General features: G+C 71.4%; 25 protein-coding genes. 20 read left to right on the top strand and 5 right to left on the bottom strand.

Features of this window, described 5'->3' with window-relative positions:
- Window positions 1-380: 380 nt before the first annotated feature.
- The 5 genes from AC2AXK_RS13625 to flgN are packed head-to-tail and all read right to left on the bottom strand — an operon-like array spanning window position 381 to window position 4950.
- Window positions 381-1682 carry an EAL and HDOD domain-containing protein gene (locus AC2AXK_RS13625; protein ID WP_484345928.1) on the bottom strand — a complete coding sequence of 434 codons (1302 nt, stop codon included), beginning with the start codon at window positions 1680-1682 and terminating at the stop codon, window positions 381-383.
- Window positions 1683-1738: 56 nt separating this feature from the next.
- Window positions 1739-2125 (bottom strand): flagellar assembly protein FliW, encoded by a 387-nt coding sequence (locus AC2AXK_RS13620; RefSeq protein WP_484345927.1) that lies wholly within the window; start codon window positions 2123-2125, stop codon window positions 1739-1741.
- On the bottom strand, window positions 2122-3009 hold the full coding sequence (flgL, locus tag AC2AXK_RS13615) for a flagellar hook-associated protein FlgL (RefSeq protein ID WP_484345926.1): 888 nt from the start codon (window positions 3007-3009) through the stop codon (window positions 2122-2124). The genes AC2AXK_RS13620 and flgL overlap by 4 nt, the downstream gene beginning before the upstream one ends.
- Window positions 3006-4454 carry a flagellar hook-associated protein FlgK gene (gene flgK / locus AC2AXK_RS13610; RefSeq protein WP_484345925.1) on the bottom strand — a complete coding sequence of 483 codons (1449 nt, stop codon included), beginning with the start codon at window positions 4452-4454 and terminating at the stop codon, window positions 3006-3008. Before flgK ends, flgL begins: the two co-directional genes overlap by 4 nt.
- A 13-nt stretch (window positions 4455-4467) precedes the next feature.
- Complete coding sequence (gene flgN / locus AC2AXK_RS13605) at window positions 4468-4950, bottom strand: flagellar export chaperone FlgN (protein WP_484345924.1); 483 nt, start codon at window positions 4948-4950, stop codon at window positions 4468-4470.
- Between the two features lie 324 nt (window positions 4951-5274).
- Between flgN and AC2AXK_RS13600 the strand changes: the two genes are divergently transcribed.
- The 20 genes from AC2AXK_RS13600 (at window position 5275) to AC2AXK_RS13505 (ending at window position 21920) form a co-directional block, all read left to right on the top strand.
- Window positions 5275-6174, top strand: a complete 900-nt coding sequence (locus tag AC2AXK_RS13600) for a sigma-70 family RNA polymerase sigma factor (RefSeq protein WP_484345923.1) — start codon at window positions 5275-5277, stop codon at window positions 6172-6174.
- 207 nt (window positions 6175-6381) lie between these two features.
- Window positions 6382-7299, top strand: coding sequence for a flagellin N-terminal helical domain-containing protein (locus AC2AXK_RS13595; RefSeq protein WP_484345922.1), 918 nt, complete (start codon window positions 6382-6384; stop codon window positions 7297-7299).
- A gap of 156 nt (window positions 7300-7455) precedes the next feature.
- Window positions 7456-8838, top strand: coding sequence for a flagellar filament capping protein FliD (fliD, locus tag AC2AXK_RS13590; protein ID WP_484345921.1), 1383 nt, complete (start codon window positions 7456-7458; stop codon window positions 8836-8838).
- 84 nt (window positions 8839-8922) lie between these two features.
- Window positions 8923-9369, top strand: coding sequence for a flagellar export chaperone FliS (gene fliS, locus AC2AXK_RS13585; protein WP_484345920.1), 447 nt, complete (start codon window positions 8923-8925; stop codon window positions 9367-9369).
- Window positions 9359-9724 (top strand): hypothetical protein, encoded by a 366-nt coding sequence (locus tag AC2AXK_RS13580; RefSeq protein WP_484345919.1) that lies wholly within the window; start codon window positions 9359-9361, stop codon window positions 9722-9724. Before fliS ends, AC2AXK_RS13580 begins: the two co-directional genes overlap by 11 nt.
- Window positions 9725-9911: 187 nt before the next feature.
- Window positions 9912-10253: a flagellar basal body rod protein FlgB gene (gene flgB, locus AC2AXK_RS13575; protein ID WP_484345918.1), complete on the top strand. Its 342-nt coding sequence runs from the start codon at window positions 9912-9914 to the stop codon at window positions 10251-10253.
- Window positions 10253-10657 (top strand): flagellar basal body rod protein FlgC, encoded by a 405-nt coding sequence (flgC, locus tag AC2AXK_RS13570; protein ID WP_484345917.1) that lies wholly within the window; start codon window positions 10253-10255, stop codon window positions 10655-10657. Before flgB ends, flgC begins: the two co-directional genes overlap by 1 nt.
- Complete coding sequence (gene fliE, locus AC2AXK_RS13565; protein WP_484345916.1) at window positions 10657-11019, top strand: flagellar hook-basal body complex protein FliE; 363 nt, start codon at window positions 10657-10659, stop codon at window positions 11017-11019. The genes flgC and fliE overlap by 1 nt, the downstream gene beginning before the upstream one ends.
- Complete coding sequence (gene fliF / locus AC2AXK_RS13560) at window positions 11019-12623, top strand: flagellar basal-body MS-ring/collar protein FliF (protein ID WP_484345915.1); 1605 nt, start codon at window positions 11019-11021, stop codon at window positions 12621-12623. The genes fliE and fliF overlap by 1 nt, the downstream gene beginning before the upstream one ends.
- Window positions 12620-13633 (top strand): flagellar motor switch protein FliG, encoded by a 1014-nt coding sequence (gene fliG, locus AC2AXK_RS13555; protein WP_484345914.1) that lies wholly within the window; start codon window positions 12620-12622, stop codon window positions 13631-13633. The genes fliF and fliG overlap by 4 nt, the downstream gene beginning before the upstream one ends.
- Complete coding sequence (locus AC2AXK_RS13550) at window positions 13623-14318, top strand: FliH/SctL family protein (protein ID WP_484345913.1); 696 nt, start codon at window positions 13623-13625, stop codon at window positions 14316-14318. Before fliG ends, AC2AXK_RS13550 begins: the two co-directional genes overlap by 11 nt.
- Entirely contained in the window at window positions 14315-15637 is a 1323-nt protein-coding gene (locus AC2AXK_RS13545) for a FliI/YscN family ATPase (RefSeq protein ID WP_484345912.1), read from the top strand. The genes AC2AXK_RS13550 and AC2AXK_RS13545 overlap by 4 nt, the downstream gene beginning before the upstream one ends.
- Window positions 15634-16068 carry a flagellar FliJ family protein gene (locus tag AC2AXK_RS13540; RefSeq protein ID WP_484345911.1) on the top strand — a complete coding sequence of 145 codons (435 nt, stop codon included), beginning with the start codon at window positions 15634-15636 and terminating at the stop codon, window positions 16066-16068. Before AC2AXK_RS13545 ends, AC2AXK_RS13540 begins: the two co-directional genes overlap by 4 nt.
- The gene (locus tag AC2AXK_RS13535; RefSeq protein ID WP_484345910.1) at window positions 16065-17501 is read left to right on the top strand and encodes a flagellar hook-length control protein FliK; all 1437 of its coding nucleotides are present in this window, start codon (window positions 16065-16067) and stop codon (window positions 17499-17501) included. The genes AC2AXK_RS13540 and AC2AXK_RS13535 overlap by 4 nt, the downstream gene beginning before the upstream one ends.
- A 12-nt stretch (window positions 17502-17513) precedes the next feature.
- Complete coding sequence (locus AC2AXK_RS13530) at window positions 17514-17948, top strand: flagellar hook capping FlgD N-terminal domain-containing protein (protein WP_484345909.1); 435 nt, start codon at window positions 17514-17516, stop codon at window positions 17946-17948.
- Window positions 17949-18025: 77 nt separating this feature from the next.
- Window positions 18026-19186 carry a flagellar hook protein FlgE gene (locus AC2AXK_RS13525; RefSeq protein WP_484345908.1) on the top strand — a complete coding sequence of 387 codons (1161 nt, stop codon included), beginning with the start codon at window positions 18026-18028 and terminating at the stop codon, window positions 19184-19186.
- A gap of 201 nt (window positions 19187-19387) precedes the next feature.
- On the top strand, window positions 19388-19762 hold the full coding sequence (locus AC2AXK_RS13520; RefSeq protein WP_484345907.1) for a flagellar FlbD family protein: 375 nt from the start codon (window positions 19388-19390) through the stop codon (window positions 19760-19762).
- Complete coding sequence (locus AC2AXK_RS13515; protein WP_484345906.1) at window positions 19762-20529, top strand: motility protein A; 768 nt, start codon at window positions 19762-19764, stop codon at window positions 20527-20529. Before AC2AXK_RS13520 ends, AC2AXK_RS13515 begins: the two co-directional genes overlap by 1 nt.
- Window positions 20526-21407 carry a flagellar motor protein MotB gene (locus AC2AXK_RS13510; protein ID WP_484345905.1) on the top strand — a complete coding sequence of 294 codons (882 nt, stop codon included), beginning with the start codon at window positions 20526-20528 and terminating at the stop codon, window positions 21405-21407. Before AC2AXK_RS13515 ends, AC2AXK_RS13510 begins: the two co-directional genes overlap by 4 nt.
- Before the next feature lie 6 nt (window positions 21408-21413).
- Window positions 21414-21920: a flagellar basal body-associated FliL family protein gene (locus AC2AXK_RS13505; protein ID WP_484345904.1), complete on the top strand. Its 507-nt coding sequence runs from the start codon at window positions 21414-21416 to the stop codon at window positions 21918-21920.
- The last annotated feature ends 165 nt before the right edge of the window (window positions 21921-22085 follow it).

Here is a 22085-nt window from a genome sequence, read left to right as displayed (position 1 = left end):
GGGAGAGTAGGACGCCGCCGGACAACCATTGTCGAAGGCCCACCCCTCAAGGGGTGGGCCTTCGTCGTACCCAGACACTTTCCGCCACCCGCCTGGTGACAGGCACCGCATGCCGTGCGCGCGACGCGCGTCCTGGCGCGCGGCGCGCGGCGCCTGGCGCCTGGCGCCCGGCGCGCGGCGCCCGGCGCGCGGCGCCCGGCGCGCGGTGCGTGCCGCGTGCCGCCTGCCGCCTGCGGTTCGGCCCTGTGAGCGCCGGCGGGTTGCTCACGCTCCTCACGAGCGCGGGGACACAGAAGAGCCCTTGGCCGGGATGGGCCAAGGGCTCTTCTGTGTCCCCGTGGGAGTCTGTGTCCCCGTGAGAGGAAGCGCCGTGAGCGGGGTCAGTGCATGTTGAGCTGGCGGACCGTCTCCAGGGCCCACGGAAGAGCCGTGAGGTACGCCTCTGCGACCTGCGCCGGCGTCCACGCGGTGTCGACGATCGTCCGCTCGTCTCCCTGCTCGTGGGCGATGACAGCACGCAGCGCGATCCCCAGGTCGCCCGTGTGCGCCGTGAGCGCGGAGCCGACCTCAGCCGACACCATCGTCTTCTCGATGATCGTGGAGACGCTGATCCCGGTCTCCTCAGCGAACGCCGAGAGGAGACCCACGGTGTACCCGGTGTCGTTCCCGATGAGCTCGCGGCACGCCGCCGCGCGCGCCAGGAGGAACCACAGGGCGTCCATCTGGCGCACCCGAGAGTTGATGAGCGAGGCCATGACGAGCGTCGTCAGGCGCGTCGGGCCGAGCATGACGATCGCCCGGTGCAGCGAGTCGATGCGCTGGGGCATGCCCACCGCCGCGGAGTTCACGAGGTGCAGCACGCGCATCGTCATCTCGGGGTCGCTGCTGAGGACCTCGGCGATGCGGCCCGTGTCGACGTCGTCCTGCGAGAGGAGCCGGACGACCTCGAGGCACTGGATCTCCCCAGGGGCGAGGTCCCGGTTCACCGGGGGGATGTCCTGCTGGTAGATCGATCCCATGATGTAGTCGACGCCGAGGGACCACGCGCGTGCGGGTGCGGCGCTGCCGTGCACGTTCTCCGCGATGACGGTCACCCCGGCGTTCTGGGCGATCCGGGTGAGCTCCTGGAGGTCGAGCGTCGGGTCGGAGATGTCGATCATCACGTGGGACACGAACGGGAGCAGCGCGCGCTGGCCCGGGAGGTCGGTGAACTTCACGAGGATCGTCGGGACCTTGCGGAGCGACAGGGCGATGATCTTCTCCGCACCGTCGGCGGGCCGCGTCGCATCGGGGTGCAGGAGCAGGCCTACCCCGCCCGCGCTCGGGGGCAACGGCATGCTGCCGTCGAGCATCTCCGCCGTCGCCCAGATGAAGGCTGGACGGTCCGCGATGTAGCGCTGGAGCTCGAGCGTGCGGTACGCCTCGTTGAGCGGGCCGTTGAGCTCGGCCGGTCCCCGGTCGAGCGGGTTGACGATGGGCAGCGCGTACGCGAGGACGTCCCGGTGGCGGTCGACGATCGCGAGGCGGGCAAAGATCGGCGGCGTCGCGGCCACGGCCGCCGTGGGGCGCGCGGGGCGTGCCGCGGGGCCGCGCTCTGCCCATGTCGTGTCGCTCTGCGGCTGGGGACGGACCGCGTGCTGCGTGTCGGCGTGCCCGGGTGTCATCGATCGCTGGTGGTCCATGGGTGGTCCTCGGTGTGTGCGCGGTGACGGAGTGTGGTGTCGACGGGTGAGGGAGGTCAGGCGGCGACGAGTGGCGCGCGCAGCGGCCACGGGGCACCGTCGAGGATGACCTGGAGTGCGTCACCGGTCTCGGTGTTGAGCACGAGCGGTGCGAGGAGGTTCGCCGTCGTCGGCGTCCCGTCCGTGCCGGGGGTGACGATGACGAGCACCGCGCGCCGGTCGTCGTCGTCGGTGAGGTGGAGTGCCTCGAGGGCATCGGTGCCGATCGTCGGCTCGTAGTCCGCGAAGTACGGGCCGGGCTGCACGGCGAACAACCTCGTCGTCCCACCGGGTCCGCCGCGGAGGCTGAAGAGCAGGCCCTGGTCGTCGAGGCACGTGAGTGCGAAGTCGGAACCGGGGCTCAGACCGGGCAGGGCCTCGAGGAAGTGCACGTCGGTGATCACTTGAGGTAGTCCATGAGGCTCGGCTGCAGGACGCGCGACGTCGCACCGAGGGCGGCCTGGTAGGCGACCTCCTGCATCTGCAGCTCGATGATCGTCTGCGCGAGGTCGATGTCCTCGACGCCCGACAGGTCGCTGCGGAGCGTGAGGGACTGGTTGGAGAGCATCGCCTGGGCCGCCGTGAGCTGGTTGGTGCGTGCGCCGACGCTCGAGGCCTGCGTGAGCATGGCGCCGAGGTGGCTGTCGATGGTGTCGATCATGGGCGCCACCGTCCCGCCTGCTCGCAGGGTCGCGGCGGCGTCGGTGAGCGTCGCGAAGGCGGAGGTCGCGCCGGTGCCGAACGTCGCCGCGCCGTCAGCGTCCACGCGGACGGTCTGCGAACCGCTGATGCGCCGCTCCACGGGTCCGTTGCTCGCTGCGTGGACGACCTCGCCGTCCTGCATGCTGAACGCCGGGCCGTTCGTCGTGCCGGCGAAGACGGGCCGGCCGAGGTAGGTGGTGTTGGCCTGGGCGAGCAGTGCGTCGCGGATGCCCTCGAGCTCGACGGCGATCGCCTCGCGGCCCTCACGGTTGAGCGCCCCGGAGTTCGCACCCTGGACGGTGAGGTCGCGGGCACGCTGCATGAGGTCCACCGAGGAGCCGATGGCGGAGTCGATCGTCGTGAGCCAGCTGACGCCGTCCTGGGCGTTGCGGGCGTACTGCTCGACGGCGCGCTGCTCCTTGCGCAGGGCCATCGCCTCGGCGGCCTTCGCGGGGTCGTCGGAGGGCTTGTTGATGATCTTCCCGCTCGAGGCCTGGGCCTGGAGGTTCGACATCTTCGTGAGGTTCGCCTGGAGGTTCGCCAGCGACGTGCGCTGAGCGGTCTGGTGCGTGACTCGTGTGATCATCGGCCGACGACCCCCGTCCGGTTGATGAGCTGGTCGAGCATCTCGTCGATCGCGGTCATGACGCGAGACGCTCCCTGGTAGGCGCGCTGGAAGGCGAGCATGTTCACCGACTCCTCGTCGAGGTCGACGCTCGTCTGGGCGAGCTGCAGGTTCGCTGCGGTGGAGCGCGCCACCTCGGCGACGGTCGCGCTCTGCGCGGTCGACTTCGCGCGCACCCCGATGGAGACGACGAACGCCGACCACTGAGTGTCGGGCGACCCGGCGGCGGAGCCGAGCTGGGAGATCGCGTCGGCGATCGACCCGTCGGTGCCGCCGGTGCCTGCGGCGATCTGCGTGGGGCTGGTGAGGGCGACGGACAGGGCGAGCGCCGCCGGTCCGGTCCCGCTGAAGCTGAAGACCGCTCCTGCGGGCCGCTGGACGGTGCTGCCGTCCGCGGCCGGCTCGTGGACGACGCCGCGCTGATGGATCTCGTTGACGCTCGAGGCGAGGGTGCGTGCGAGCGAGTTGTAGGACTCCGCGGCCTGCGCGAGCAGTCCGCCCGTGCCGTCGGTCTCCGCCGGGGCGAGGACGCTGAGCACTCCCGCCAGCTGGCCGCCGTCGAGCGTCGCGGGGCTGGACGGGGTGCGGTCCCACTGGACACGCACGGGGTCGGCTGCGGCCCCGGCGAGCTCGGGGCTGCCGGTGACGACGAGGCGCTGGGCGCGGTCACCCGAGACGAGCGGGTTGCCGCCGATACTCACGTCGACCATGCCGTCGTCGCGCAGCCGGACCGTGGCGCCGGAGAGCGCGGCGAGGGAGGTCGTGAGGAGGTCGCGCTGGTCCTTGAGCTCGTTGGCGGTCCCGCCGGAGCCCTCGATCTGGCGGATCTTGTCGTTGAGCTCCGCCACGGATGCCGCGGTGGTGTTGATCTCGGAGACGAGCGACTCGGCCTTGCCGCGCGTCTGGTCCCACTGGGTCGCGACGGCGTCGTAGCCGGTCGCGATGGCGCGCTGGACGGCGTTCGCACCCTCGATGAGCACCTGTCCGGCGCCGTCGCTCGACGCGTTCCCGGCGTTGTTCGACACGTCCTGCCAGCTCGCCCAGAAGTCGTCGAGCTGGCGGGCGATGCCGTTGGCGCCGGGCTCGGCGATCGTGGACTCGAGGCGCGTGTACGCCTCGGTGCGCTCGGCGAGGTAGGCGGCCGACGAGGTGGTCGTGCGGACGCGGGCGTCGAGGAAGAGGTCACCGAGGCGGGAGATCCCGGTGGCCTGGACACCGTTGCCGATGCCGTCGCCGCGGGCGAACATCGTCGCGGTCTGGGCGGACCCGATCGACTGCAGCTCTGCGCGCTGGCGCGTGTAGCCCACCGTGTTGGCGTTGGCGATGTTCTGGCCCGCGACCTCGAGCGCCTGGCGCTGGGCCGTGAGGGAGCTGAGTGCGGTGGACAGTCCGGAGAAGGTGCTCATGGTGGGTGTGCCCTCAGAAGTTCTGGTCGAGGAGGCGCGCAGCGACCTCGCGGTTCGCTGTCGAGCCCTTCGCGTCATAGGTGTGCGCGTCGTACTGGAGGTTCGCCAGGGCCTCCTGCGTCGCGCGGTGGGAGGTGGCGAGCAGCTCGCGGTTCCCGGCGGCCAGCGCGTCGATCTGGGAGGTCAGCTCGAGGAACGCCTGCCGGTGCGCCCGGAGGAGCTCGTCCCACGGTTCGGGGGCGTGCTCGGCGAGCTCGTGGAGACTGCGACCGGGCTCGAGACCCAGGAGGCGGGCGACGGTGTCGGACTCGACGGACCGACCGAGCTCGACCTCGCGGATCTGCTCGAGGACGTTCTCGACCTCGCGGGTCGCGTGGCTGAGCCACCGCGTCCTGCCGGTGGTGAGGAGCAGCTGTTCTTCTTCCAGCTTGAAGAGCAGGAGCTCGAGGAGCTGGCGCTCGCGCCACAGCACGCTGGTCAGGGCCTGCAGGCTCATCAGTGCCTACTCCTTCGTGGTCCGTCGTCTGGAATCGTTCAAGGCTCCCATCGGGTGCCGGACGTCCTCTATGAGGGTTCCCCCGGCAGATCTCACCCGGTGTCGCCGTCTCACCCACAGTACGACGGGTCTCCCCATCCCGGCAGGGGGTGCGTGGCAAGCGTTTTCGCAGGTGAGAGAGGGGGTGAAGGAAAGCGGTTGCACGCAGATGGGGACCCCATGGGGAGTTCTCCCCATTGCCGGGTGAGACAGGTTGTGATCGGGACCGGGTGAAAGACTGGTTGAAGCCTTGAGTTCCAGCGTTCAGCGAATGATTCTTAAGCCATGCAAACCATGGACGCGGGCCAGACACAGCTGGTCACGGACAACCTCCCGCTGATCGGGTACCACGTCAGCGAGATGTTGATGCGAGTGCCGAGCCACGTGTCCCGCGACGACCTGGCCTCCGCCGGCGCCGTCGCCCTCGTCCAGGCCGCCCGGGCCTACGACGCGACCACCGGGGTCCCGTTCAACCGGTACGCCGCCATCCGCATCCGCGGGGCCATGGTCGACGAGCTCCGCTCCATGGACTGGGTCTCCCGCGGAGCCCGCCAGCGTGCCCGCAAGGTCACGACGGTCGCCGACGAGCTCACCGCCGAGCTCGGCCGGACCCCGAACCGCGAGGAGATCGCCGCCTCGCTCGGCATCGAGGTCGCCGAGGTCGACACGGCCCGCGAGCACGCCGCGACCCGCGTCCTCAGCCTCGAGGGGTACGACGGCGCTCTCGCCGACGTCCTCCCCGCCCGCGAGGTCGGCCCCGAGGAGGCGCTCATGACGAGCGAGCGCCTCGTCTTCCTCCGCGCCGCGGTCGAGACCCTCCCGGAGCGCCTGCGCACCGTCGTCGAGCAGATCTTCTTCGAGGACCGGTCCGTCACCGACATCGCCAAGGACCTGGGCGTCACCCAGTCCCGCGTGAGCCAGCTGCGCTCCGAGGCCATGATCCTGCTGCGCGACGGCCTCAACACCCACCTCGACCCGTCGCACGTCGCGGCGCCTGCCCAGCCCGAGGGCGTGGCACAGCGTCGCCGCGAGAAGTACTTCGCGTCCATCGCCGAGCGCGCGGCGCGCAACGGTGCGTCCGTCGCGATCGCCGGTGCGTCCGTGGCGATGGCCGGCGCGGCCGCTACTGCCGCCGTGCGGCCGGTCGCGAGCGGACAGTCCCACGGCCTGGTGGCGGTCGGCTGACGCCAGCCTGCACGGTCAGAACACCCCGGTGCCCTGTGATGGCGCCGGGGTGTTCTGCTGTCCGCACCCGGGCGGTGGGGGCCGCCGGATGCTCGCGGAAAAACTCTTCGCAGAATCCTTAACACCGGGGGGTGCCCTCCGATAGGACGTGTGGCAGCCCACGGATGGGCGCCGCAGTCCGGCCCCCTTTCACGGAAGAAGATCATCATGGGTCTCTCGATCAACCAGAACATCGCGGCAGTCAACTCCTACCGCAACCTCTCCAACACGCAGAACGACCTGAGCAAGAGCCTCGAGAAGCTCTCCTCCGGCTTCCGCATCAACCGCGCTGCCGACGACGCTGCCGGTCTCGCGATCTCCGAGGGCCTGCGCTCGCAGGTCGGTGGCCTCAAGGTCGCTGCGCGTAACGCTCAGGACGGCATCTCGGTCGTGCAGACCGCTGAGGGCGCCCTGACCGAGACGCACGCGATCCTGCAGCGTCTGCGCGACCTTGGCGTCCAGGGTGCTAACGACTCCAACAACACGGAGGCGCGCGCGAACATCGCCACTGAGGCCACGAGCCTTGTGTCCGAGCTCGACCGCATCGCCGAGTCGACCAACTTCAACGGAACCGCGCTCCTCCAGGGCAACACCGGCTCGACCGTGACAGATGGCGTTCGCTCTGGCGGTATCGCCCTCAACTTCCAGGTCGGGGCCGATGGCGACGCCAACAGCCGGATCGCGGTCGACCTCAACTCCGCCAGCGTGAAGGACGTGGCAACTGCTCTCGCGGTCGCTGACGACGAGGCCGCGATGGGCGACCTCGCCGACAACAAGGCCGCGGGTATCAACTTCTCGACGCACGCGGCTGCACAGGCGTCGATCGAGCGTATCGACTCGCAGATCAAGAACGTCTCGACGGCTCGTGCGGAGCTCGGTGCGAACCAGAACCGTCTCGAGCACACGGTCAAGAACATCAACGTCTCGATCGAGAACCTGTCGGCATCTGAGAGCCGTATCCGCGACACGGACATGGCGCAGGAGATGGTGTCCTTCACCCGTGCGCAGATCCTCTCGCAGGCCGGCACGTCGATGCTCGCGCAGGCCAACCAGATCCCCCAGGGCGTTCTCTCGCTCCTGCGTTGATCCGGCTGGCTCTGACTGAGCAGCACCAGCAGTAGGCACCACAGCAGGACCGCAGTATCGACCGGCGGTGGGGGGACAACCGTCCCGCCACCGCCGGTCGGCATTTTCAGGCCCGCAGAGCGGGCCGTTCGCATCAACGCACGACAGGAGCACCTCATGGCAGGTATGGGCATCGACGGACTCGTCAGTGGTCTCGACACGACCGCGCTCATCTCCCAGCTCATGCAGGTCGAGGCCATGCCGCAGACCCTCCTCAAGCAGAAGGTCAGCGGCACACAGGCGTTCATCACGGCCATGCAGGGCCTCAACACCCGCGTGGCCTCTCTCGCCGACACCGCGAAGACCGCCGTCAAGCCGGAGTCCTGGAACGCCGTGTCGGCGTCGAGCACCACGAACACGGTGACCGCGACGACGTCGGCCGGCGCGCAGGCGTCCTCGCTGAGCTTCACCGTGGACCGCCTGGCGAGCGCACAGACCTCCGTGACGGGCAACGTCTCCAGCCTTGCCGGCCTCTTCGGTGGCACGGTCCCGACGAGCGTCACGCTCGCCACCGGCAGCGGTGACACCGCGAAGGCCACAGTCATCGACCTCACCGACGTCACGGATCTCGCCGGGTTCGCCGCCAAGCTCAACACCGCGGACGCAGGCATCACCGCGAGCGTCGTGAAGATCTCCGCCACCGAGTCCCGCCTCCAGCTCACCGCCAAGGGGACCGGCGAGGCCGCCGCGTTCGACCTCCACGCCGGCACCGTCGCGGAGGCTGACGTCCGGGCAGGCACCGCACCCACCGCGCTCATCGCGCGCGGGGACGCGATCGTCGCCGCCGGTGACGCGCAGATCACGCTCTGGGGCACGCAGCCGGTGACGTCCGCGACCAACACGTTCTCCGACGTGCTCACCGGTGTGAGCATCACCGCCACCGCCGTCGAGGACAAGCCCGTCACCGTCACGGTCGCCCGCGACGACGCGGCCCTCAAGAAGCTCGCGTCCGACATCGTCGGCGCTCTCGGCGTCGTGTTCTCCGAGATCACGTCCCGCACCGCGACGACCACCGCGACCACGGACGGTCGCACGGTCGTCACCGCCGGCGTCCTCGGTGGCGACAGTGCGACGCGGTCCCTCAACCAGTCGCTCGTCAGCGCAGCCTCCTACCCGGTCGACGGGTTCTCGCCGTCCGAGGTCGGCATCATCATCGGGCGCGACGGCACCTTCACGTTCGACGAGGCGAAGTTCACCGCGGCCATGGCCGCGGACCCCGCGAAGGTGCAGCGCATCGTCAGCGGCATCGCCGAGCGCGTGGCGGAGGTCGCGACGAAGGCGTCGGACAAGATCGACGGCAGCCTCACGCTGAAGATCCAGAACCAGGAGAGCTTCAGCAAGAACCTCACCCAGCAGGTCGAGGACTGGGACCGCCGCCTCGCCGTCCGCAAGGAAGGCCTGCAGAAGACGTACTCGGCGCTCGAGGTCACCCTCAGCAACCTCAACTCGCAGTCGTCGTGGCTCGCCGGGCAGCTGGCCTCGCTGTCCACGTCCGGCTAGCCCTCAGCCCTCCCGGCGAACACCACCCCCACCAGCCCTCACACCTCTCGTCCTCTCACCGATAGGCCGGATATGAGCCACCTGATGACCGCGGACGCGCGTCGCGCGCAGTTCCTCAACGACACCGTCCTCAGTGCGAGCCCCGCCAAGCTCCTGACGATGCTCTACGACCGGTTGGTCCTCGACCTCGACAGGGCGGAGAAGGCGCAGCTCGCCGGGGACATCCCCGAGGCGAACTCGCAGCTCACGCATGCGCAGGACATCATCACCGAGCTCATGGTCACGCTCGACGTGAAGGCCTGGGACGGCGCCCCCGGTCTCATGGCCCTCTACCAGCACCTGACGACGGAGCTCATCGAGGCCAACATCAGCAAGGACGCCGCCCGCACGGCGGGCGTGCGGGCCGCCGTCGAGCCGCTGCGCGCCGCCTGGCACGAGGCCGCCGCGCAGCTCGTCTCCGCTGCGCAGCCCTCCGCCCCGGCAGCGGGTGCGCGCGTCCTGGCGGGCAGCGGGTTCCTCGGTGTCGGCTGAGTCCACGCCGGTGGCGGACCGGACCCGCGGGCCGGCCGCGTCCTGGACGGACACCTGGAGCGACGCGCTCGACGTCTTCGACATGAGCCTCGCCGAGGCCACCGATCTCATCTCCACCGGCCACCTCATCGACTCCGCCTTCACGTCCTCCACCCTCGCGTGGCGGGCACCGGAGAACCTCGGGCCCCTGCCGGACTCGCTGCGCGGGCGCGCCAGCCGCATCCTCGAGCGTCAGCTCGACATCGCCGCCCAGCTCACGGCCGCGGCGCGCACGGCCCGCCAGCACCTCAAGGTCGTCGACGACCTCGGGCGCCGCGCGCCCTCCGTGCCGGTGTACATCGACGCGATCGGCTGAACCCGCCCACACCGCCACACACGGGTCGGGGGAGCGGGTGAAAGACCACCGCGGGGCAAGAAAGTCCGGGCGAGTTCCTCTCGTCACCCCAGGTCACGGCCGATAGGACCCCTGTCAGGGATTGCCAGGACGGCTCCCACATCAAGGCCATGGATCGGCCGCACCCACGCACTCCTTGGAGTCGGTCGTGTTCGATTCAGTGACCTTTGTCGCGCTCAACAGCGCGCTCGACGGGCTTGCCCTGCGCCAACGGGTGATCGCCAACAACGTGGCGAACATCAACACGCCCAACTACCTCGCCGGCCGCGTCTCCTTCGAGAACGAGCTGGCCTCCGCCGTTCGCGGCGGCAACGGCGCCGTCACCGCGACCACCGCGCGCTCGCTCGAGCCCACGCGGCTCGACGGCAACAACGTCAACCTCGACGCCGAGACGCTGCTCAACGTCGACACCAACCTGCGCTACCAGCTCGCGACCCAGGCGATCGACGGCACGTTCTCCTCCCTGCGCACCGCGATGCGGACGAGCTGATGACCACCTTCGGGGCGATCGGCATCGCCAGCACCGGCATGACCGTCAACCGCAAGTGGCTCGACGCGGTGAGCGACAACCTCGCGAACATGAACACCGTGACCCCGTCCGACGAGGCCGCCTTCCAGGCGCGCTACGTCGTGGCGACCGCCGTCGGGCAGCCGAGCGAGGGCCAGGGCGTGCAGGTCGCCGGCATCGAGCTCGGCAGCGCCGAGGGCCGCCTGGTCCACGAGCCCGACCACCCGCTGGCCGACGCCGAGGGCTACGTGCGCTACCCCGACATCGACATGTCCAGCCAGATGACCCAGATGATCATGGCGCAGCGTGGCTACCAGGCCAACGCCGCCGTGGTCGACCGCGCGAAGGCCACCTACGAGGCCGCCCTCCAGATCGGACGCAGCTGATGAGCATCCCCGCGATCGACGGGATCTCCGCACTGGGATCCCTCGGATCCCTCACCGGAACCGGCGCTGCCGGGTCCTCGACCTCCGTCGCCGGCACCGGCTACCTCGGAGCGGCGTCACCTACAGAGACCTCCGCGAGCTCGAGCGCCTTCGGCAGCACCCTCACCGGCGCGATCGAGAACCTCCAGGGCCTCCAGCAGACGTCCAACGACCTCGCCGTCAAGGCCGTCACCGGTGACCTCGACGACGTCCACGACTACACGATCGCGTCGTCGGAGGCGAAGCTCACCCTCGAGCTCACCGCCGCGATCCGCAACAAGGCCGTCGAGGCGTTCTCCGAGATCATGAGGATGCAGGCCTGATGCCTCAGCAGATCTCGTCCGCCCTCGGACGCCTCACGTCCTCCATCCGCGAGTTCACCGTCGCCCAGCGCACCCTCGCGCTCATCGGCGCCGCTGTCGTCGTGCTCGGCCTCGTCGCCCTGAGCACGTGGTTCAGCAAGCCCCAGTTCTCGCCGCTCTACACCGACCTCGCACCCGCCGACGCGAGTGCCGTCGTCGACCAGCTCACCACGGAGGGCGTCGCGTACGAGCTCACCAACGGGGGGACGACCGTCATGGTCCCCACGGAGTCCGTCTACGACATGCGCCTCAAGGTCGCCGCGAGCGGCATCACCCCGACGAGCGACGGCGGCTACGCGCTGCTCGACGAGATGGGCATGACCTCCTCGGAGTTCCAGCAGGACGTCACCTACAAGCGGGCGCTCGAGGGGGAGATCGCGAAGACGATCTCCGCGATGCAGGGCGTCGAGCTCGCGACGGTGAAGCTCGCGATGCCGGAGGAGAGCGTGTTCGTCTCCGAGACGGCCGACCCGACGGCATCCGTGTTCATCCAGACGTCCACCGGCAGCACCCTCACCGACGACCAGGTCCAGTCGATCGTCCACCTCGTCTCCGCGGGCGTCGAGGGCATGAAGACCACCGACGTCGCCGTCATCGACTCCACCGGCGCCGTGCTCTCCGCGATCGGCGGCCCCGGAGCCTCCGGCGGGACGAGCTCCAACAAGCAGACCCTCGAGTACGAGCAGCGCGTCGCCGCGTCCATCCAGTCGATGCTCGACCCGATCGTCGGACCCGGCAAGGCCGTCGTGTCGGTCACCGCAGAGCTCGACTACGACGCCACCGAGCGGACGCAGGAGACGTTCACGGCGGCCGACGGCGTCCCGCCGCTCACCGAGCGCAGCACCGTCGAGGAGTACACCGGTGCGGGTGGGGCAGCGACGGGCGTCCTCGGACCCGACAACATCGCGGTGCCGAACGGCGAGGGCGATGGCAGCTACCGCAACGAGTCCTCCGAGGCCAGCAACGCCGTCGACAAGCTCACCGAGCACACCGTCGCGGCGCCCGGCACCGTGCGCCGTCAGTCGGTGGCCGTGGCCGTGGACGCGGGCGCCGCCGGCGCCCTCGACATGGTGGCCCTGCAAGCCATGGTCTCCTCCGCGGCAGGCGTGAGCGCCGAGCGGGGCGACGTCGTCACCGTCTCCCGGATGGCCTTCGACACCACGGGCGCCGAAGCCGCGCAGCAAGCCCTCGAGTCGGCCGGCGCCGACGTCGCCGCGGCGGCGAAGGCCGACCAGCTGCGCCAGCTCATCATCACCGGCGCCGTGCTCCTCGTGCTCATCGTCCTGGCGATCGTCGTCGCCGTCGCCCGACGCCGGGGCCGCACGAGCGACCCCCGCGAGTCGCTCGACCTCGGCGAGCTCGCCCGGCTCGACACCCTCCGCCAGCTCGAGGCAGAGGCCTCGGCGGCCAAGGTGCTCGAGCTCCCCGAGGCACCCGCCCCCCCGGACCAGGCGCAGCTCGCCATCGAGCGGCAGCGCAGCGACGTCGCCGCGCTCGTCGACGAGCAACCGGAGCAGGTCGCTGAGCTGCTCCGCGGCTGGATGGAGACGGGGACCAAGGTATGAAGTCCGCGACACTGACCGGGACGCAGAAGGCGGCCCTCGTCCTCATGCAGGTGGGCCGCGACCGCGCGGCGAAGATCATGGCGCAGCTCGACGACACCGCCATCGAGGAGCTCACCGCCGAGATCCTGCGGATGGACCGCATCGACCGGGAGGTCGCGGACGAGGTCATCGGGGAGTTCCATGCCGTGAGCCACGGCGGCGCCTCGACGATCAGCAGCGGCGGGCTCGGGTACGCCCAGCAGCTGCTCGAGGCCTCGATGGGCGCCGAGAAGGCGCAGCACATGCTCGACCGCCTCGCGACGAGCATGGCCGGGCAGCCGTTCGAGTTCCTCCAGCAGGCTGATGCACGCCAGGTCCTCGCGCTCCTGTCCGGCGAGCACCCCCAGACCGTCGCCCTCGTGCTCGCGCACCTGCGCCCCGAGCACGCGTCCGCGATCCTCGCGGGACTCCCGGGGGGCACCCAGGCCGAGGTCGCGCACCGGATCGCCCTCATGGAGCGGGCGGCCCCCGACGTCGTCGCCGTCGTCGCCGACTCCCTGCACCGCAAGGCGTCCGCGGTGCTCACCCCGCGCGAGACGTCCGCCGTCGGCGGGGTCGCCCCGCTCGTCGAGATCATCAACCGCGCCGACCCCGGCACCGAGAAGCTCATCCTCGAAGGGCTCGAGGCCCGGGACAGTGCGCTCGCGGAAGAGGTCCGCAGCCGGATGTTCGTGTTCGCGGACATCGTCCTGCTCGAGGACCGCGCCCTGCAGCTCGTGCTGCGCGGCGTCGAGTCCGCGGCCCTCGCGCTCGCCCTCAAGGGCACCGTCGGCGGGGAGCGCGACGCGATCCTGCGCAACCTCTCCGAGCGGGCGAGCGAGAACCTCGTCGAGGAGATCGAGCTCCTCGGCTCCGTGCGCATGTCGCAGGTCGAGGAGGCCCGCGCGAGCATCGTCCAGGTCATCCGTCGCCTCGAGGAGAGCGGGCAGATCGTCATCCGCCGCGAGGGGGAGGACGAATATGTCTCCTGACACGACGTTCCCCGGCACGAGCGACGCGCCGACCCGCGGGTTCGGGTCCGCGCGCCTCACCGTCGTCACCGACGAGCGGCTCACCGGCACCCAGGAGCGCGCACGCGTCGCCGGGTACGCGGCCGGTTTCGCTGCCGGCAGCCGCGCCGCGGCCGAGAGCACCCGCGTGCTCCACGAGCGCCTGCGGCACGAGGCAGCGCAGCACGAGGCCCGTCGCGCCGCCGAGCACGCTGCCGCGCTCGGCGCCCTCCAGCGCGCGACGCACGCCGCCGCGCAGCGCGTGGTCCCGGTGCTCGACGACGCCCGTGGGCTCCTGCACACCCGCGCCTTCGAGCTGGCCCGGGCCGTCCTCGCGCACGAGCTCGGTGACGGCGCCACCTCCGCGCGAGCAGCGCTCGCCCGGGCCCTCGACGTCCCGCACGACCTGCGCATCCAGACCGTGCGCCTGCACCCCGACGACGTCGCGGCCCTGCGCGGGTCCGGCGAGGTCACCGACGTCGAGATCGTCGCCGACCCCTCCCTCGCACCCGGCGACGCCGTGAGCACCTTCGAGGGCGGGTTCCTCGACGCGACGATCGACACCGCGTTCGCGCGGGCCCTGACCGCCCTCGGGGAGGCCGACCTCCTGCGCTCCGACGTGCTCGGCGACGCCGCCCCCGTGCGTCCCACCGGAGGCGCACGATGAGCCAGCTCAGCGCCGACCCCGGCTGGGCCGGGGTGCTGCAGGCCGCCGCCCCCGAGCGGGTCGGCCGCGTCCAGGCAGCCGTCGGGCTCTCGCTCGACGTCGTCGGGCTCGACTGCGCGCTCGGCGACGTCGTGCGCGTCGGCGACGACGAGTCGATGCTCGCCGAGGTCGTCGCCGTCTCCGCCGGGACCGCCCGCTGCATGCCCCTCGGGGCGATGCGCGGCGTGCGACCCGGACTGCCCGCCCGGACGACGGGCGGCTCGTTGCGCGTCCCTGTCGGCACCGGGCTCCTCGGCCGGGTCATCGACGGCCTCGGCCGCCCGATCGACGGGAAGGGCCCGCTCGTCGGCGCCGCCATGGTCGAGCTCGAGGGGCGTGCCCCGCACCCGCTCGAGCGCCAGCGCGTCGCGCAGCCCCTCAACCTCGGCGTCCGGACGCTCGACACCCTGACGACCGTCGGACGCGGTCAGCGCATGGGGCTGTTCGCCGGCTCCGGCGTCGGCAAGTCGACCCTCCTGTCGATGATCGCCCGGGGCACGGATGCGGCCGTGAGCGTCATCGCGCTCGTCGGCGAGCGCGGGCGCGAGGTGCGTGAGTTCCTCGAGGACGACCTCGGGCCCGAAGGGCTCGCCCGGTCCGTCGTCGTCGTCGCGACGTCCGACGAGCCGGCGCTCGTGCGGCTGCGTTCCGCGTTCGTCGCCACCCGCATCGCGGAGCACTTCCGCGAGGACGGCCAGGACGTCGTGCTCATGATGGACTCGCTCACGCGCGTCGCCATGGCGCAGCGGGAGATCGGGTTGTCCGTCGGCGAGCCGCCGGCCACCCGCGGGTACCCGCCCTCCACCTTCTCGCTGCTCGCCGAGCTCCTCGAGCGCGCCGGCACCTCGGCCGTCGGGTCCGTGACCGGGATCTACACCGTCCTCGTCGACGGCGACGACCACAACGAACCCATCGCCGACGCGGCCCGGTCGATCCTCGACGGGCACGTCGTGCTCGACCGCAAGCTGGCCGTCGCGGGGCACTTCCCGAGCATCGACGCCCTCGGGTCCATCTCCCGCGTCGCCACCCGGGTGACCACCCCGCAGCAGCGCACCGACGCGACCGCGCTGCGCAAGGTCATGGCCGCGCGGCGCTCCGTGCAGGACCTCGTCGACGTCGGTGCGTACGTCCCCGGCAGCAACCCGCTCGTCGACGCGGCCCTCACCAACTCCGGGCCGATCGACCGGTTCCTCCAGCAGGGTGTCGACGAACCTGCACCCGCCGAGGAGTCCTGGGCTGGCCTGCGTGCGCTCGTCTCGCAGCTGGGGGTGGCCGCATGAGCGCCTTCCGGCTCGCCGGCCTCCTGAGGTTCCGCAAGCTCCAGGAGGAGCAGGCGGCTGCTGACCTCGCGAGGGCCAACGCCGCCCGCCGCCGCGCAGAGGTGATGAGCGAGACGGCCGACGGCGCCCTGCGCGCCCACGACTTCACGACGAGCACGGACACCGCGGCCTGGCGGTCCGCCGTGGCCACCCGCGTCGCCCTGCGCAGCATGGCCGTCGAGGCATCGGTCGCGGTCGAGGTCACGGCCATCGACGCGCAGCAGCGTGAGATGGCCTGGGCCGATGCCCGGACACGTTCGGTCTCGCTGGAGAAGCTCGAGGAGAAGCACCTCGTGCGCGCAGCGGCCGAGGACCTCCACACCGAACAGGTCGCGCTCGACGAGATCGCCGGCCGCGGGACCCCCGACCGCACCCCCGGAGGTGGAGCATGAGTGCACCGATCATCCAGCTGGCTCGTGCAGCGGTGGCACCAGGAGCGCCCTCCGGGCCGCGGGCGGGGACGTCCTCCGACGACTTCGGGCGCGCCCTCGAACGTGAGACCGCCCGTCCCGAGCCGGGGCAGCGCTCCAGCGCCGGCGCGACGCGCGCGTCCGACGCGCGAGCGCACGACGGCTCCGTGCTCCGCAGGACCATGCGCGGAGCGGAGAGCGACACGGGCTCCGACCGGTCCACCACGGGCTCCGCGGCCCTGGGGGCACACACCAGCCGCGCACCCGGCGGCGACGCGACCGCTGCGGCGGGGGAGGCGACGGCACTGGCCGACGGCACGGCAGCCGACGGCACGGCAGCCGACGGCACGACAGCGCTGCCCGGCGACGTGACGTTGTCGGCTGGCGGAGCCACCGTGCTCGCTGGCGACACGACCGACGCCGCGGCGATCGAGCTCGTGGCCGCGGCGGCGCTCGCCGCGCCCCCGGTCACGGCTCCTGCTCCGCTCGCTACCACGGTGCCGACGCTCACCGCCGCTGCGCTCGCAGCTCAGGCTCTGGCGACGTCTGCGGCGCCTGAGCAGACAGCACCTGGCGCGGCACCCGGCACGGCGGACGGCAGCCAGGCTCCGGGGACCGGAGCATCCGACGGGAGCGACATCCTCGTCGAGGGCACGCGCGTGCGGCTGTCGGGCAGCGACCACCTGCCCGGCGCCCGGACCGCCGACCAGGTGGGGGCTGCTGCGGGCAGGCCGGACCCGACGACCGGACCCCAGGTCGCCGCCGACACCTCGGCGGCCCAGGCGCGCTGGGCCGACGGTGCTGCTCCTGCGTCCGGTACCGGGGCCACCGCAGCAGCCGCACCGGCCGCTGCGGACACCGGAGCACCCACGAGCAGCGCCACCGGTGCACCAGCCCTCGCCGCGGTGACCGGGACGGACCGCACCACGGCCGCCCCTCCCACCCCGGCGGCGCCCCCCGCCAACGCGCCGACCCTCGCCGAGCAGGTGCGGGCGCCCCTCGTCGCGCTGCGCACCGCGGCCCCGGGCGAGCACCTCATGACGTTGCGTGTCGACCCCGACCACCTGGGCCCGGTCCAGGTCCGCGCGCACATCGGTGCGGACGGGATCCGCATCGAGCTCCTCGGCGCCACGGACGCAGCCCGGGAGGGCCTGCGGGCCCTGCTCACAGACCTGCGCCGCGACCTCGCCGGGAGCGGCATGAACGCCACGCTGAGCCTCGGCGCGGACCACGGACGGTCCGAGCAGGGGCGCGGCGACGGAGCGACCGGCGCGTCCGGCGGCGGACCCGACCGCGGGCCTGCTCAACGAGCGGACCGAGGCGGTGCGCCGCCGGGTCCCGCGGCGACGGTCCCCGCACCCGCACCCCCGACCTCCCGTCCTCACGGCGCTCCCGGCGTCGACGTCCTCGCCTAAGGAGCACCACCCATGACCATCGAGACCCCCGGTGTCACCGGTACCGGCCTGTACGCCGGTGCGAACGCGTCCCCGGCGAAGAAGGACCTGGACGGCGAGACCTTCCTCACCCTGCTCGTCGCGCAGCTCAAGTACCAGGACCCCAGCTCGCCCATGGACACCACGCAGATGATGGCCCAGACCACCCAGCTGGCGTCCATGGAACAGCTCACCGCCCTGTCGACGACGATGAGCGAGAGCTTCGCCCTCCAGATGCGGGTCGCCGCAGCCAGCCTCGTCGGCCAGCAGGTCACCTACACCGACGGGGCGGGCGAGACCATCACCGGCACCGCGTCCTCCGTCTCCTACAAGGGTTCGGTCCCCAGCGTCACGGTCGGCGACGAGGAGATCGCGCTCGACTCCGTCGCCTCCGTCACCCAACGGACCGCCCCGACGCCGGCCGCCTAGGCCGCCCCGCACCGCGCGCCCGCACCGGCGCACACCGATCTCACGACTCCGCAGCACGTCCCCGAAGGGAACCTCCCATGCTCCGCTCACTCTTCTCCGGCATCTCCGGCCTCCGCAGCCACCAGACCATGCTCGACGTCACCGGCAACAACATCGCCAACGTCAACACCACCGGCTTCAAGTCCTCGCAGACGCAGTTCAAGGACACCCTCAGCCAGGTCCTCACCAACGCCGGTGGCGCCCAGGCGGGCATCGGTGGCACGAACCCCGCGCAGGTCGGCCTCGGCGTCCAGGTCGCCGGCATCACGACGAACTTCACGCAGGGCGCCACCCAGGTGACCAACCGGAGCACCGACATGGCGATCTCCGGCGACGGCTTCTTCGTCGTGAGCAAGAACGGCGAGAACTTCTACACGCGCTCCGGGGCCTTCGACTTCGACGCCAACGGCAACCTCGTCACCGGCGAGGGTGCGCTCGTCCAGGGGTGGGGCGCCGTCAACGGCGTCGTCGACCCCAACGGACCGCTCACCGCGCTGCGCCTGCCGACGACCGCGCTCACCGCCGCGAGCGCCACCAGCGGACTGACGTTCAGCGGGAACCTCCCGTCCGACGCCGAGAACGGCACGGTGCTCACCCGCCCGGTCGAGGTGTTCGACACGCTCGGCAACGCCCGCATGGTCGACCTGACGTTCACGAAGGCAGCGGCCGGGTGGTCCGTCGCCGCGGGCGGGGCCACGCAGCCCGTGTCGTTCGACGCGAACGGCGCCCTCGTCGCGCCGCAGACCCTCGCGGTCGACGGCCTGCCCGTCGACCTGTCCACCGTCACCGGGTTCGCCAAGGTCACCACCATCAACGGGGACGCGGTGGACGGTCAGCAGGCCGGCACGCTCCAGTCCTTCACCATCAACGCCGACGGCACGATCATGGGCTCGTTCTCCAACGGTCTGAAGTCCCCGGTCGGACGTATCGCGCTCGGCACCTTCGCCAACCCCGTGGGTCTCGAGAAGGCAGGCGGGTCGCTCTACTCCACCACGGTCAACTCCGGCGCCCCCCAGATCGGCACCGCAGGGACCGGCGGTCGCGGTGGCCTCGTGGGCGGCGCGCTGGAGATGTCGAACGTAGACCTCTCGCAGGAGTTCACGAACCTCATCATCGCCCAGCGAGGATTCCAGGCGAACTCCCGCGTCATCACGACCTCCGACGAGATGCTCCAGGAGCTCGTCAACCTCAAGCGCTGACGCTCGCAGGCCCGTGGGCCGCCGGGTGCGCGGGCGATGCCCGCCCGCGCACCCGGCCAGCTGCCGCCGCGGGCTGCGACGCGGTCATTCTCACCTCGTACGCTCCCGGCGCAGGCCTCATATCCGGCACCGAGCGGCCGAATAGCCCCGTGACGGGTTCATGGACGGACCCGAGCACCACTCCAGGGATGGAACGAACACGTGATAGTCGTGACCCGCCTCAACGGCCCCCCCTTCGCGGTCAACCCTGACCTCGTGCAGCGCATCGACAGCGCACCGGACACGATCCTCACCCTCGTCGACGGCACCAAGTACATCGTCCAGGAGACGATGGACGAGGTCATCGACCTCGTCAACGAGCACCGTTCCCGCATGATCGCCCGGTCCCAGGAGATCCAGCGCGACGACGCCCGCCCGCCCAGCGGTGCGACACCCGTCGCCCGCACCCTGCGCAGCGCTCCCGCGCTCCCGGAGCACCCTGACGACTCCGACCTCGAGGAAGCCCTGCGGCTCGTGCGACGCGAGCGGCAGCCCGACCTCGCGCTCGTCCGGCCGTCCGTCGACGAGGAGCGCTGATGGATCCCGCGACCCTCATCGGGCTCGTCGTGGCGTTCGGCGCCATCCTCGTCGCCATCCTCCTCGAGGGCGCGAGCCCCATGTCCGTGCTGCTGCCCGCGCCGATGATCCTCGTGTTCGTCGCGACGTTCGGCGTCACGCTCGCCGGTGGCACCCTCAAGGACACCATCGGTGCGCTCAAGGCCGTGCCGGGTGCGTTCACCCGCAAGCCGCGCCCCGCGCACGAGTCCATCGAGACGATCGTCGGCCTCGCCGACCGTGCCCGTCGCGAAGGGCTCCTCGCGCTCGAGGACGCCGCGCGCGACATCGACGACGAGTTCCTGCAGTCCGGGCTGCGGTCCGCGATCGACGGCACCGACCCCGAGGACCTGCGCGCCATCCTCGAGGACCGCATCCACTCCAAGCGGCAGTCGGACAAGACGTCGTACAAGTTCTTCAACGACATGGGCGGCTACGCGCCGACGATCGGCATCGTCGGCACGGTCGTGTCCCTCGTGCACGTCCTCGAGAACCTCGCCGACCCGTCCGAGCTCGGGCACATGATCGCCGCGGCGTTCGTCGCGACCCTCTGGGGCATCATGTCCGCGAACGTCATGTGGCTCCCGATGGGCAACCGCCTCAAGCGGCTCTCCGAGCTCGAGTGCGCACAGATGGAGCTCGTCCTCGAGGGCCTGCTCTCCGTGCAGGCCGGCGCCAACCCCCGGCTCGTCGGCGAACGCCTGCGCAGCCTGCTGCCCGCGGACGAGCGCGTCAAGGACGCCGCATGAGCAGCGCCGGGCGCCGCGGAGGCCGCAAGGTCCTCGAGGAGGAGCACGTCAACCACGAGCGGTGGCTCGTGAGCTACGCGGACATGATGACCGTGCTCGTCGCCCTCTTCATCGTGCTCTACGCCATCAGCCAGGTGGACCAGGACAAGTTCGACTCGCTGCGCCAGTCCCTGGCCGCCGGGTTCGGTGCACCGCAGGTGTCGATCCTCACCGACGGCGCCGGCCCCCTGCCGGAGACGAGCAGCCAGGTGGTGGTCCCGACGATCGACGAGATCGTCCCCACCATCGACGAGACCGCGAAGCACGACCAGGCCTCCACCCCGACCGACGTCGACGCCATCGACCCGACGGACCTCGCCTCGGCGCGCGCCGAGTACCAGAGCCTCGAGAGCCTCGCAGCGCAGATCGAGGCCGCCCTCACCACCCAGGGCCTGCAGGGCGTGCTCCAGTTCAAGGTCGACGAACGTGGGCTCGTCATCGGCATGGTGACGGACGAGGTCTTCTTCGCCGCGGACAGCGCGGACCTCACGCAGACCGCCCAGATCGTCGTCGACACCATCTCCCCCTTCGTCGCGGCCCTGCCCAACGAGGTGTCCATCGAGGGGCACGCCAACGCCGTCCCCACGGCGCGCTACGCGACGAACTGGGAGCTGTCGTCCGACCGCGCGACCCAGGTGCTGCGGCGCATGGTGGAGTCCGGCCAGGTGCCCGGGGCACGCGTCGCCGCCGTAGGTTTCGGTGAGGCGCGGCCCCTGCTGCCCAACGAGTCCGCAGAAGGTCTGTCCGCCAACCGGCGCGTCGACCTCGTCGTCCTGAGCGACCAGCCGGAGCGCGTGCGCGAGCTCCTGCCCCTGGTCCCGACCCTCCCGGAGGGGTGAGCACCCGTGCCCATCGAGCAACGCATCGTCAACGCGCCCGTCAGGCCCACGGCCCGCGGTGCCGCGGCCGGCATCACCCCGCGCTCGGAGCAGCCCGCCGGCACCGAGGAGAACCCGCCGAAGAGCAAGAAGAAGCTCCTCGTCATCCTGGCCACCGTCCTCGTGGCCATCGGCGCCGGCGCCTACTTCTTCCTCTTCGCGGGCGGCGAGCCCGCGGAGGAACCCGCACCCGTCCCGGGTGAGGTGCTCACCGTCGAGGCCATGAGCATCAACCTCGCGGACGACCACTACCTGCGCCTGGGCCTCGGTCTGCAGCTCACCGAGGGCGCCCACGAGCTCAACTCCGCGAAGGCCCGCGACGCGGCCATCGCCCTGTTCTCGGGGAGGACGGTCGCCGAGATCGCCGACCCCGCCACGCGCGACGCCCTCAAGGCCGAGCTCGCGCACACCCTCCACGAGGCGTACGAGGGCGAGGTGATCGATGTCTACCTGACCGACTACGTCACGCAGTGAGCACACGCTCACGGTGACCCGTCACCCCCGTCATGACCGGCACGGATGCCGGTGAGTCGCCGGCGCCATGGAGGGCGCCGAACAACGCTGCGCGGCAGGATGCCACGCAGAGCACGACCCGTCGCGTGCACGGGCGAGGCCGTCACAGGCGCTTTCCCTCATACC

Source organism: Sanguibacter sp. Z6_81 (assembly GCF_057180625.1).
The sequence above is the reverse complement of the archived record's forward strand: the minus strand, read 5'-3'. Positions and strand labels throughout refer to the sequence as shown.